Genomic DNA, 13,505 nt, shown 5'->3' with positions numbered 1-13,505 from the left:
CCGTGCTGGAAACCGCGACCGAAGCCGGACCGGCCGGGGTGCCGGACATCGTCTGGGACGACGTCATCGTGGGAGGCGGGTCCGCCGGCTGTGTGCTGGCCGCCCGGCTCTCGGAGAATCCGGAGCGGCGGGTGCTCCTGTTGGAGGCGGGCAGCGACACCACCCTCGCCCCGCCGCCCCAGGCCCTGCTCGATGCGCACGCCCCGGTGCTCGACGGCCACAACTGGGACCACGCCGCCTACACGGGGCCCGCCTCCGAGCGTGGCCGACGCTATCCCTACCCCACCGGGAAGGTGGTCGGCGGCTCGTCGGCCGTCAACGGGGCGATGGCCGTGCGCGCCCTGCCCGACGACTTCGACGCCTGGGCGCGGGCCGGTAACCCGGAATGGGCCTGGGACCAAGTGCTGCCGTATTTCCGGAAGGTGGAGAGCGACCACGACTTCAGGGGAGAAGCCCACGGCGACTTCGGGCCGATCCCCATCCGCCGCCCGCGCGCCGATCGCCTCGGCCCGCTTCCGCAGGCGTTCGTCAAGGCATGCGCGGACCTGGGGCTGCCCTTCGTACCCGACCTCAACGCCGACGCCCGCAGCGGATGCGGCCCGACCCCCACCAACGTGGCGGACCGGCAACGGGTTTCCACCGCGGGCGCCTATCTGGCGCCCGCCCGCTCCCGGCCCAACCTGACCGTGTGCGAGCACAGCCAGGTGGACCGCGTCGTGCTGGACGGGCGGTGCGCCGTCGGCGTCCGCGGCCGCCGCGGGGGCCGCTCCTTCCGGGTGCGGGCGCAACGCGTCACCGTGTCGGCGGGCGCCCTCGCGACGCCCGGAATCCTGCAACGCTCGGGGATCGGCGACCCAACGACCCTTCGTGCACTCGGCGTTGCCCCGGTGGCCGCCCTCCCCGGGGTGGGCGAGAACCTCGTCGATCACCCGGCCGTGGTCTTCTGGGCGGTGCCGGCCCCGGGGGCCTGCCGGGACGGCGAACCGTGGCACCAGGTCCTGGCCCGCGCGGCAACCACCCCCGGCCCGCCGGACTTCCAGATCTACCTGCTCAACAACGTGGCGACCGACCAACTGCCCATCCTGACCGGCCTGTTGGGCGCCCCCATCGCGGCGGCCGTCTCGGCGATGCTGCTCAACCCCGTCTCCCGCGGCGCGGTCCGGCTGCCCAACGCGCACCCGGACACCGCGCCGGTCATCGACCTCCAGCTGGCCTCCGCCCCCGCCGACGTGGAGCGGCTGATGGCCGGCGTCCGCCTCGCCTGGCAGATCGTGCGGTCCGGGCCGATGGCGGACCTCCTCGACCGGGTGCTGTTGTGGAACGACCGAATGGTCGAGGACGACGCCCGGTTGAGGCGCGCCGTCACCTCCTTCGTCTCCCCGACCTGGCACGCCGCCGGCACCGCCCGCATGGGGCCGGCCGGCGACCCCCGCGCCGTGGTGGACCCGCACTGCCGGGTGCACGGGATGGACGGGCTGCGGGTGGTGGACGCCTCCGCCATGCCCTCGCTCCCCAGTGCACCCCCCAACCTCAGCTGCATCATGCTCGCCGAGCGGGCCGCGGAATGGATGGACACCGAACGATGACCACCACGCCGGACGTCACCCGCACCCACGCCTGGTTCGAGCGCTTCCGACCGTTGCCGCGGGCCCGGCTGCGGCTGTTCTGCCTGCCGCACGCCGGCGGCGGCGCCTACGCCTACCGTTCGTGGGCCCGGCGGCTGGCCCCGCACATCGAGGTGGTCGCGATCCGGCCGCCGGGGCGCGAACGCCGCTACGGCGAGGAGCCGTTCACCAGCCTCGACCGGCTCGTGCCCGCCCTGGTCCGCGCCCTCGGCCCCTGGCTGGATCGGCCGCACGCCTACTTCGGCCACAGCATGGGCGCCCTCACCGCCTTCGAGGTCTGCCGCACCGCACGCCACATCGGCCTGCCGCAACCCGAGCGCCTGCTGGTCTCCGGCACCCCGGCGCCCCAACTACCCCGCAACCGGCCACGACTCCACGACGCCCCCACCGACGCCTTCGTCCAACGACTGCGGGACCTCGGCGGCACGCCGCCCGAGGTCCTCGCCGACGCCGACGCCCTCTCCGCCATCCTGCCCACGCTCCGCGCGGACTGGTCCGTCGCCGAGACCTACGCCTACCGGCCCGGACCACCGCTCACCTGCCCGCTCTCGGTCTTCGGTGGTACCACCGACCCGCAGGCGACGGCCGAGGAGCTCCGCGCCTGGCGCGCGCAGACCGAGGGCGACTGCACCCTCCGAGAATTCCCCGGCGGCCACTTCTTCCTCAACACCCACCACACCGAAGTCCTGTCCGCCGTTTCCCACGACCTCGCACCGGCCCCCACGGAGGAACGATGAGCAGCGCAGTCCGGGACGACCACCGCTCCCACCGCCAGACGCTGGTCCACGTCCTGCGCGCACACGCACGCGGAAACGGCGACCACATCGCGTTGCGCGACCTCCCCGACGGGGAGACCGAGACCGCACACCTCACCTACGCCGAACTGGACCGCCGCGCCCGATGTCTGGCGGCCGACCTCCAACAGCGCGGCCTCGCCGGCGAACGCGTGCTGTTGCTGTTGCCCTCCGGCGCGCACTACGCGATCGGCATGCTCGGCTGCCTGTACGCCGCGGCGATCCCGGTGCCCCTCAACCCGCCGACCCGCGGCTCCCAGGCCAAGCGGATCGAGCACGTCCTCGACGACTGCGCGCCGGCCCTCGCCCTGCTGATGTCCGAAGCGAGGGACACCTTCGGCGAGACGTTCCAGCGGGGCGGCTGCGCTGTCGAGGCCATCGACCAACTCACCCTGCCCGACGCCGAGTCCTGGACCGATCCGGAACTCGACGGCAACGACCTGGCCTACCTCCAATACACCTCCGGCTCCACCAGCGACCCGCGCGGCGTGATGGTCAGCCACGGCAACCTGCTGCACCAACTCAACCTCTGGTGCGACAGCCTCGACCTGAACGAGGAGGACATCCACGTCACCTGGCTGCCCCTCTTCCACGACCTCGGCCTGATCGCGGGCCTGCTCGCCCCGCTCCGCCTGGGCGGCACCACGGTGATGATGCCGCCCGCCGCCTTCGTCCAACACCCCCTCCGCTGGCTCTCCGCGCTCAGCCGCTACCGCGGCACCGTCAGCTTCGGCCCCAACTTCGCCCTCGAACTGTGCCGCACCCGCATCGAACCGGAGGAGCGCGCCGCGCTGGACCTGTCGCGCTGGCGCGTCGCGGCGATCGGCGCCGAACCGGTGCGCGCCGACTCCCTGGAGGGGTTCGCCGACACCTTCGGCCCGTGCGGATTCCGACTCGACACCTTCCGCCCCGGTTACGGCATGGCCGAGGCCACGTTGGTGCTCACCATCCGCAGGGGCGCCCAGCCCCTCACGGTCCTGGACGCCGACGCGGCGGCCCTGAGCGAGGGCCGACTCACCCCGGCCCCCGGCCCGGACACCCGACACCGTCGACTGGTCGCCAACGGACCCGCCTGCGGCGACACGGATGTCGTCATCGTCGACCCCCGGTCACACGTCCCGGTACCCGACGGCCGCGAGGGCGAGGTGTGGGTCCGCGGTCGCACCGTCGCCGGCGGCTACTGGCAGCGGCCTCAGGAGTCGGCCGCGACCTTCGGCGCCCAACTCGCCGACGGCAGCGGCCCGTTCCTGCGCACCGGTGACCTCGGCGCGCTCCGCGACGGCGACCTCTACATCACCGGCCGCCGCAAGGACCTGATCGTCATCCGGGGCCGGAACTACTACCCCCAGGACATCGAGACCACCGTTGCGGACTCCCACCCCGCGCTCGCCCGCGGCCGGGGCGCGGCCTTCCCCGTCGAATCCGACGGCGAGGAACGCCTGGTCGTCATCCACGAGATCAGGCGCACCGAACGCGGCCGGTACGCCCATGAGGACATCGTCGCCGCCGTCCGCCAGGCAATCGCCGAGGAACATGGCATCGGCGCCGAGGCCGTCGTCCTGCTGCGCCCCGCCTCGCTGCCCGTCACCACCAGCGGCAAGGTCCGCCGCCGACACTGCCGACACCTCTACGAAACGGGCGGACTCACCACCGACCACACCTGGCACCAGAACCCACCCCGCACCACCGAAGGAAGCCACGGGACCCCGGACGCCCCCCAGGCACCGGCCACCGTCGCCCCCGAACGCCAGCAGGAAATCGTCGACTGGCTCCGGGGCCGCCTGGCCCGCCTCACCCGCACCTCTCCCCAACGCCTCGACCTCCGCGCCCCGTTGGGGAGCTACGGCCTGGACTCGGTGAGCCTGACCGCGGTGTCGGGCGAGCTCCAACGCTGGCTGGGCATCGCCGTCGACCCCGTCATCCTCTACCGCTACCCGACCATCGAACGCCTCGCGGAGGCACTCACCCGCCCTCCCGCCGACGAGCCGCCCTCCCGCTCGACGCCGGACCACCCGACCGAGCCGGCCTGTGAACCACTGGCGATCGTCGGCATGGCCGGTACCTTCCCCGGCGCCGCATCCGTCGAGGAGTTCTGGGAGCTGCTCGTCGAGGGGCGGGACGCGGTCACCGAGGTGCCGGCCGCGCGCTGGCCCGCCGACCGCTACTACCAGCAGGGTCCGCCCACCCCGGACCGGATGAACACCCGCTGGGGCGGCTTCATCGACGGAGCCGACGGCTTCGACGCGGCCTTCTTCGGCATCTCGGCCACCGAAGCCAGGAACATGGACCCCCAACAGCGCCTCGTCCTCACCACCGCCTGGCGGGCGTTGGAGGACGCCGGCATCGCGCCCGACTCGCTCGCCGGCAGCAACACCGGCGTCTTCGTCGGCATCAGCTCCAACGACTACCGCCAGCGCGGCACCCGCGAGGGCGCCGAACTCGACGCCTACACCGGCACCGGTACCGCGCTCAGCGTGGCCGCCAACCGGCTGTCCTACTTCCTGGACCTGCACGGCCCCAGCTTCGCCGTCGACACCGCCTGTTCGTCCTCGCTGGTCGCGTTGCACCAGGCATGCCTGAGCCTGCGGCTCGGCGAATGCGACACCGCGATCGTCGCGGGCGTGAACCTGCTGCTCGACCCCGACCTCACGGTGGCCTTCTCCCAGGCCGGCATGATGTCCCCCGAGGGCCGCTGCAAGACGTTCGACGCCTCGGCCGACGGCTATGTGCGCGGCGAGGGCTGCGGCGTCGTCGTACTGCGCCGCACCGCCACCGCGCACCAGGCGAACGACCGCATCCGCGCCCTGGTCCGCGGGACGGCCGTCAACCAGGACGGCCAGAGCAACACCCTCACCGCCCCCAACGCCTTCGCCCAACAGGCCGTCATCACAAGGGCGTTGGCCGACGCCGGCCTCCCCGCGAGCCGGATCGGCTACGTCGAGGCCCATGGCACCGGCACCAGCCTCGGCGACCCCATCGAGATCGGCGCCCTCAACGAGGTCTACGGAAGCGTCGAGGGCGAACCGCTGCACGTGGGCTCGGTGAAGACCAACATCGGCCACCTCGAAGCGGCCGCCGGTATCGCCGGCCTCATCAAGGTGGTGCTGTCCCTGGAACACCACACCATCCCGGCCCATCTCCACCTGCGGGAACTCAACCCCTACATCCAACTCGACGGAACCCGCACCCGGATACCGGACGGCACCCGCGACTGGACCGGCGGGGACCACCCCCGGGCGGCCGGCGTCAGCTCCTTCGGATTCGGCGGCACCAACGCCCACGCCATCGTCGAGGAGGCACCCGTCGCGGAGCGCCTGACGCCCGCGACGGCCGAGGTCGCCGGCGACGCATGGCACCTGCTGCCGGTCTCCGCGAAGAACGACCCGGCGCTGCGCACCCTCGCCGCCTCCTTCGCCGACCTGCTGGAGAAGGCCCCGCCCGCCGCCACCGGCACGCCCAGCGCCGACGCACCACCCCTCGCCTTCGCCGAACTCTGCCGCGCGGCCGGGGCGCGCCGCCAACACCACGCCCACCGCCTGGCGATCCTCGCCCGCACCGCCCCGGACGCCGCCGAGCGGCTACGGGCGTTCGGCAGCGGCGAGGAGGACGCACACGTCTCCACCGGCCTGGCCACCGGCGCCCAACGCCCCCGCGCCGGCTTCCTCTTCCCCGGCCAGGGCTCCCAACAGATCGGCATGGCAAAGGAGTTCTACTCCCGCTACGCCGCCTTCCGTGAGGCCGCCGACGCCTGCGACGAGATCGTCCAGGCGGAACTCGGCGTCTCCCTCCTCCCCACCCTCTGCGGCAGCCCCGGCGAACTCGTCGACCTGACGCAGATGCGCTACGCCCAACCCGCCCTCTTCACCGTCGAATACGCGCTCGCGTCGACCTGGCAGGCGTGCGGGGTCCGACCCGACCACGTACTGGGCCACAGCCTGGGGGAGTACGCCGCGGCCTGCGTGGCCGGAATCCTGGACCTTCCCGACGCCCTCCGCCTGGTCATGCTCCGCTCCCGCCTGATGCAGGACCGGACCCCGCCCGGCGCGATGTACGCGGTCCACGCGGACGACCCCCGGTCACTCATCGACGAACTGCGCGCCGCCGAACCGGAGACGGTGGCCATCGCCGCATTCAACGGCCCGCACGACTTCACCCTCTCCGGCGACGCCACCGCGGCGGAGAAGCTGGCCGGGCACTGGACCTCCCTCGGCGCCAAGGTCACCCGCCTCAACGTCACCCGGGCCTCCCACTCACCCCTCATGGCCGGCCTGATCGACGCATTCCGGCAACAGGCCGAGAAGGTGACCTACCACCCGGCCCGCATCCCCCTCATCTGCAACCTCACCGGCAAGACCCTCACCGACGCCGAGATGGGCGCCGACTACTGGGTGCGCCAGATCCAGGACCCCGTGCGCTTCGCCGACGGCATCGCCACCCTCGCCGCCCAAGGCTGCCGATACTTCATCGAGATGGGACCCGACCCCGTCCTCAGCGGACTGGGGCAGCAAACGGTCACCGACGGCCACTGGCTGCCCAGCGCCCACCGCGACGACGCCGACGACCGCCGCTTCCTGCGCAGCCTCGGCGAGTGGTACGCCCACGGCGGCACCGTCGACTGGTCCGGAGTGAGCACCGCACGCGGCGGTACGGGCACCCGCCCGCCCGAGTCGGTACCGCTGCCCCCCTACCCCCTCCGCCCCGCCCGTCACTGGTACCGCGCCGGCCGCTCCGACACCACGGCCGCCGCGACCACCACCCACCCACTGCTCGGCAGCCGCCTCGAACTCGCCGGCACCAACGGCCGTTGGTATGCCAACACCCTGACCGCGGACCGCCCTTGGTACGCCTCCCAACACCGCGTACTCGACACCCCCGTACTCCCGGCCGCCGCGATGGTCGAATGGTCCCTGGCGGCCCTCCGCGACGCCGCCCCGGCGTCCGGCCCGTGGGCCCTGCAAGGAATCACCTTCAACGAACTCGTCCCACTCCACGAGGACCAACCGACCGCGGTGCAGGCCCTGGTGGAGGACGCGGACGCCACAGACAACGCGGACGCCACAGACAACGTGGAGGCCAGGGGCGCCGGCGCCCGACGGGTCCGCTGTTTCGTCCGCGACGCCGACGCCCCCAACTCCCCGTGGACGGAGTGCGCCACGGTGACGGTCGCGTCGCCGCTTCGTCGGGAACCAGACGGCCCGGTGCCGGCGCCCGACGCCCTCACCGCCCAACTGCCCCGAGTCGACAGCGAAGCCGTCTACCGCAGGGCCAGCGGCTTCGGCGTCGCATACGGCCCGGCCTTCCGGGGGCTCACCCAACTATGGAGCGACGGCAACGAAGCCCTCGCCCGCATCGAGGTCACCGAACGCCGCGCCGGCGACGACGCCTACGCCCTCCACCCCGCGGCCCTCGACGCCTGCTTCCACATCGCCGCCTCCTTTCTCGCCCAACCCGAGGCCGGTAGCGCCAGCGACGCTACCCGTGCCGCCGACGCCGCATCCGTCTGGCTGCCGGCCGCCGCCGACCGCATCACCGTCCACGACCGCCTCACCGGCGACCTCTGGTGCCACGCCCGCTGGCACGGCACCACGGACACGGACCGCGAGTGCCTGGCCGACCTGGACATCCTCTCCACCGAAGGCAAGCCACTGGCCACCATCGAGGGCCTCCGACTCCGTGCGGTCTCCCGCACCCTCCTGCCCGACGCGACGGTGCCACCGCTGCGCCGCTACACCCTCGACTGGCAGCCGATCCCCGACCGAACAGCCGAGTCAACGGACAACTGGACGCCACAGCCCGGCACTTGGCTCATCATCACCCGCAACCCGGAGACCGGCCGCGCCTGGCGCAACGAGCTCGCGCGGGCCGGCTCCCGGCCCCTCCTGGCCGTGACCGACGCCCCGGACTTCGCCCCGGCCGACCCCGGCGAGTTCCGCATCCCCCCATCCGGATCCGAGGCGGCCTTCGCCGACGCCCTCACGGCAGCGACCACCACCACACCCCCACTGCGCGGCGTCCTTCTGGACGGCGCCCCGCCCCCCTCCGCCGCCCCGCAGTCGCCCTCCGACACCCCCGACCACCAGCCGCTCTACGCCCTCGCCGACGCCACCCGCACCACCCTCCGCTCCCTCCTCCCCACCTGCGTCGAGCAACAGGCCCTACTCGTCCTGTGCTCCCAGGACTCGGGAACGTCCCCCGAACCCACGGGCGTTGACGCCGCCGGCCACCGGATCGACATCGCCCAGACGGTCCTCACCGGCTTCGCCAAGGCCGTCGTCCACGAGTACCCCGACCTCAAGTGCGTCCAGGTCGACTCCTCGGCCGCGGACGGCGCGGTGCCCCTGGTACCCCTGCTCCGGCACGTCGACCAGCACCCGGGCTCCGGCCATCTGGCCGTCCGCGACGGCCGCTGGTACGAGGCGCGCCTCCACGAGACCGCGCTCCCGCAGACGCCGGCGGAGACCACACGCGTCCGGCCCGACGTCACCTACCTCATCACCGGCGGCTGGGGCGGCATCGGCCGCACCCTCGCCCAGTGGCTCGTACGGCGCGGGGCCACCGCCCTGGCCCTGGCCGGCCGCCGACCGCCCCGCCCGGTGCCGGCCTGGATCACGGCGCTCCGCGACCAGGGAGTACGGGTCGAGCTGTATGCCACGGACGTCACCGACCCCGCCGCGGTCCACCGACTCGTCGACCGCATTGCCGACCAACTCCCGCCGCTCCAGGGCGTGTTCCACGCCGCGGGAATCACCGACGACGTCCGCCTTGAGGACCTGGATCACGATCGCCTGGCCAAGGTCCTGGACCCGAAGGTCCGAGGTGCCTGGAACCTCCATCACGCCACCACCGACCAACCACTCGACCTCTTCGTCGTGATCTCCTCGATGGCGGCCCTGCTCGGCTCGCCAGGGCAGGCGAACTACGTCGTCGCCAACGCCGTTCTCGACGCCCTGGCCCACCGCCGCGCCGCGGAAGGGCTGCCGGCCCTGAGCGTCGCCTGGGGGCCCTGGGCCGACGACGGCATGGTGACACCGGAGCAACTCGACCGACTCGCCCGCATGGGCATGCACGGCATCCACACCCGCGAGGCCACCGACGCGTTCCCGATGCTCCTCACCTCCGACTCCACCCACTTCGGCCTGGCCAAGACCGACTGGGGCCGCTTCACCGCCACCGCACCCCGCCGCCTCCCCTACACCCTCCTCGCCGACCTGGAACCCGCCGAACAGCACCTCACCACGGACACGGACGCCGACCGCCTGCGCGAACTGACCCGCCTGGTCCTCGAAGAACCCGAGGCCGGCACCCAGGCAGTCATCTCCGAACTGCTGCGCCAGGTCGGCCTCTTGGTGGGCATGGACGCCCACGAGCGCGAGGAATTGCGCCCCACCTTCCCGCACGTCCGACTGAACGAGATCGGGTTGGACTCCCTCATGGCCGTCCAACTACGCAACCGACTGCTGTCCGGCCTGTCCGTCAACGTCCCCACCAAGCAACTGTTCGGCGCCGCCACGGTCTCGGACATCGCGGACCTGGTCTCCCGCCAGATCACCCTCCGCGCCGTCATGGACACGGACGAGCCGACGCCCGCGACCGCGGAGGAAGAAACCGAAGTCGTACGCCTCTGACCAGCCACAACCAACGGCGCCCGCCCTGCCACCCGCGCAGGGCGGGCGCCGCCCCACCCACTCGCCACCCAACCACCCACCTCCCCCCGGATACCCTGATCCCGTGACCAAACCCGAGCCGACGCCCGCACCAGCCACACCGCGACGCACCCGCATGTCCGCTGCGGAACGGCGTGCGACGATCCTCGATGCGGCGATCGAGGTCTTTGCCGAGTTGGGATACCAGCGAAGCAAGATCTCCACCATCGCCGCGCGCGTCGGCGTGAGCGAACCCGTGGTCTTCCAGAACTTCGGTTCCAAGTCAGCACTGTTCGCCGCCGTACTGGAACGCGCCGCCGACCAACTCGCCGACAACGCCCGGCCCGCCCTCGAATCGGACCGCTCGGTCCTCGCCTTCCTCACCGAGCAGATGTCCCCGCAGCACCTCGAAGCGCTGCACACCCACGGGTCCGCGGGCGTACTGTTCTCCGACGCCATGGGGCTCACCGCCGACCCCGAGGTGGCCGCCGCAGCCCGCTCCGCCGTCCGACGCGTGGCGGAGGTCCTCGCCGACCTCATCGACAAGGGCCAACAAGCCGGCGAACTCCGCCCGGACCTGGACCCGAACATCGGCGCCTGGTGGCTCCTCTCCATGCTCGCCGCCCACCGCTTCCGCGCCGCGGTCCTGGCAGACCACTCCGCCCTGGAAGAACAACTCGCCACCCTCTCCCTGGAAACCCTGACGGGCCCGACGCGCACACCGACGGTCGGCTGAGGGGAGGATGGACTCATGCAGATTCGGATCGAGGGATGCCAACTGCCGGGCCGCACCTGTGGTGCGAGCCCGGACTTCCCCGGCTACGACAACATCCACGTCGCGGTCCAACGACGCGAGCGGAGCGACGAGTTGCTCGACCGTCAGCCCGGTGATGCCCCGTCAGTGGCATGGACGCTGGACTGCACGGCGACGCCGACCGATACCGGCATCGACCTCAAGGGGCCCTATATCCAGGGGCGCCCCGGAGCCCGGTTCATCTACCTGTCCTGGGGCACCGTCGACGAGACGGGAGCCTTCACCCTGTTCCGTCGGGCAAAGCTGATGCTCGATGCCATCGCCCCGGACACCGTCGACGCCGCGACACGTACCGGCCGGCTCGTGGGCCGCCTGCGACTCACCGACGCCAAGGGCCACCCCCTGTGTGCCCAGGTCCGGCCACCACTCATCGAATGGTCCGCCGCGCCATGAACGGGGTTGAGGATCCGACCGGGGTCCCCGCCGTCAGCCCCCCTCGACTCGGTGTCTGCGCGGGGTCGAGTGGGGTCAGTACGCCCAGGCGCTCCTCGATCCGCTGTGCCGCGTCCAGGCACAGGTCCTCGCGGTACATCCCTGCCATGACCTGGACGCCCTGCGGCAGTCCGGCGGCGAGCCCGGTGGGCACGGCCACGGCCGGCACGCCCACATAGGTCGATGCGGTGAGCAGCCGCATCGGTGCGAACGTCGCCTCGCGCTCCTCCGCGGTCCGTGGCACCACGGGTGCGGGTATCGGCTGTGTGGACACCGGGCCCAGCAGCAGTGGGCAGTGCGCGAAGAGGCGGGCCCAGGCGCGCTGGACGCCGAGGCGTACGCCGGTCTGCCGGACGTACTCCTCCAGGCCGACGGCCGGGTGGCGTTGGGTGTCCAGCTCGATGTGGCGGGCGCTGTCGTCGGTCAGCAGTCGCCTGAGCACGGGCCAGGCAAGGGAGAACTCGGTCCGCAGCAGTGCGCCGTAGCCATCGAGGGCGTCCTGCAAGCGCGGGACCTCCACCTCCTCGACGGGGTGGCCGGCATCCTCCAGCGCTGCTGCCGCCGCCTCGATCGCCGCGCGCACGTCCGGGTGGACGTCGCCCCGTCCGCCGGGGTCGGTCACCACGCCGACCCGCACCGGAGCGTCGGGCCGCGGCCCGTACAGTGGCGCCGGAACGGCCCGCGGGTCCTGGGGATCCGTGCCCGCCAGGACCTCGTACGCTGCCCGCAGGTCCGTCACCGACCGGGCCAACGGCCCGTCAACCGGGAAGAGTTGGTGCCCCAGGACCGGCTCCTGGTCGTTCATCCGGTGGTCGGCCGGGAACCGCCCATAGCTCGGCTTCAGCCCCACGACGCCGTTGAACGTCGCCGGGTTGCGCACCGAACCGCCGGAGTCGTTGCCCAGGCCCAGCGGCGCCATACCGGTCGCCACCGCGACCGCGTCGCCGCCACTGGTGCCCCCGGGAGTGCGCTCGGGGTCCCACGGGTTGACGGTGTCGCCGAACAACTGGCTGACCGTGTGGAGTCCGGCGAGCGCCAGGTCGGGCATGTTGGTGCGGCCGATCGGTATCGCCCCGGCCGCGCGCAGCCGCCGCACCGGGGGTGCATCCTGCTGCGCGACCCAGTCGCGGAAGTACGGCACGCCGTGCGTGGTCGCCGATCCCGCGACGTGGATGTTCTCCTTCACCGTGAACGGCACCCCGGCCAACGGTCCCAACTCCTCGCCGGCGGCCCGGCGTTGGTCGATCTCGCGCGCGGCCTGCCGGGCGCTGTCGTCCAGCAGCCGGGTCACCGCGTTCACCTCCGGGTTCACCGCGGCGATCCGCTCCAGATGCGCCTCGACGGCTTCCGCCGCGGACACCTCCCCCGAAGTCACCAGCTGCGCAAGCTCCGTCGCCGCCAGCGCCCACAGTTCCCTCGCCCTCATCGGGCCTCCCCTCGTTCCGGGAGCTCAAGATACAGTTCTGTATCTGGATGCAACATTGAATATTTTGGCGGAGGTGCGTCGTAGGATGACGCTGTGACTCCCGCACGCAAGCGCCTGACCCGCGAAGAGAGCCGACGACAGACCCGCGATCGCCTGTTGTCCGCCGCTGCCGAGCTGTTCACCGAACGCGGTGTCAACGGCACCTCCGTCGAGCAGATCGCCGAACGTGCCGGCTACACCCGCGGCGCGTTCTACGGAAACTTCGAGGACAAGAACGCCCTCGTCGCCGAGGTGCTCCACAGCCGAACATCCCGCGAGGTCGAAGAAGTTCGCGCCCTCACCCAGGACGCCACTTCCCTCGCCGACGCCCTCGACAGGCTCCGGGCCTGGAACCGCGACCGCGCCCAGCACCTGCCCCAATGGCTCGCCCTGCGCATGGAACTCGTCCTGCACGCGCTGCGCAACGACGCACTCCGCCCGCGGCTCGCCGAGCGTGAACGCCTCGCCCGCAACGCCCATGCCACCGGCCTGGAGCAGGCGTTCGCCACCCGCGGCGTCGCACCACCCGCGGACCCCGCGTTCCTGGCGCTGATCGTCCACGCCCTGGAGGACGGCCTGCTCATCCAGCGTCTGTTGACCCCCGAGGGCATCCCCGACGACGTCGTCGTCGACGCCTTCGAGCTGCTCCTGCGCTCCTGGACCGCACTCGCACAGCATCCGACGGGGGAGGGCGGCGGCGATCAAGACCGGCCGTGAGCCTCCCAGGCTTCC

The 13,505-nt window shown here is 72.4% G+C and carries 7 protein-coding genes; 6 read left to right on the top strand and 1 reads right to left on the bottom strand.

Annotation, left to right across the window (positions count from 1 at the left end):
• Nucleotides 1-2: 2 nt before the first annotated feature.
• The 5 genes from ACFVFQ_RS07445 (at nt 3) to ACFVFQ_RS07425 (ending at nt 11,269) form a co-directional block, all read left to right on the top strand.
• Nucleotides 3-1,586: a GMC family oxidoreductase gene (locus ACFVFQ_RS07445; RefSeq protein WP_383410302.1), complete on the top strand. Its 1,584-nt coding sequence runs from the start codon at nt 3-5 to the stop codon at nt 1,584-1,586.
• Nucleotides 1,583-2,362: a thioesterase II family protein gene (locus ACFVFQ_RS07440; RefSeq protein ID WP_383410299.1), complete on the top strand. Its 780-nt coding sequence runs from the start codon at nt 1,583-1,585 to the stop codon at nt 2,360-2,362. The genes ACFVFQ_RS07445 and ACFVFQ_RS07440 overlap by 4 nt, the downstream gene beginning before the upstream one ends.
• A complete protein-coding gene (locus ACFVFQ_RS07435) occupies nt 2,359-10,044 on the top strand; it encodes a type I polyketide synthase (protein WP_383410296.1) in 7,686 nt (2,561 codons plus the stop codon). Before ACFVFQ_RS07440 ends, ACFVFQ_RS07435 begins: the two co-directional genes overlap by 4 nt.
• 103 nt (nt 10,045-10,147) lie before the next feature.
• Complete coding sequence (locus tag ACFVFQ_RS07430; RefSeq protein WP_383410293.1) at nt 10,148-10,798, top strand: TetR family transcriptional regulator; 651 nt, start codon at nt 10,148-10,150, stop codon at nt 10,796-10,798.
• Between the two features lie 15 nt (nt 10,799-10,813).
• The gene (locus tag ACFVFQ_RS07425; RefSeq protein WP_383410290.1) at nt 10,814-11,269 is read left to right on the top strand and encodes a DUF5990 family protein; all 456 of its coding nucleotides are present in this window, start codon (nt 10,814-10,816) and stop codon (nt 11,267-11,269) included.
• Here ACFVFQ_RS07425 and ACFVFQ_RS07420 read toward each other — a convergent pair.
• Complete coding sequence (locus ACFVFQ_RS07420; protein ID WP_383410287.1) at nt 11,244-12,734, bottom strand: amidase; 1,491 nt, start codon at nt 12,732-12,734, stop codon at nt 11,244-11,246. The two genes, ACFVFQ_RS07425 and ACFVFQ_RS07420, sit on opposite strands and share 26 nt — an antisense overlap.
• 93 nt (nt 12,735-12,827) lie before the next feature.
• On the opposite strand from ACFVFQ_RS07420, the gene ACFVFQ_RS07415 reads away from it, so the two are divergent.
• Nucleotides 12,828-13,490, top strand: a complete 663-nt coding sequence (locus ACFVFQ_RS07415; protein WP_383410284.1) for a TetR/AcrR family transcriptional regulator — start codon at nt 12,828-12,830, stop codon at nt 13,488-13,490.
• Nucleotides 13,491-13,505: the final 15 nt, after the last annotated feature.

Source organism: Streptomyces sp. NPDC057743 (assembly GCF_042798755.1).
In the GTDB taxonomy this organism is placed as follows: domain Bacteria; phylum Actinomycetota; class Actinomycetes; order Streptomycetales; family Streptomycetaceae; genus Streptomyces.
Note: the sequence above shows the minus strand (reverse complement) of the source record. Positions and strands in the feature narration are given on the sequence as shown.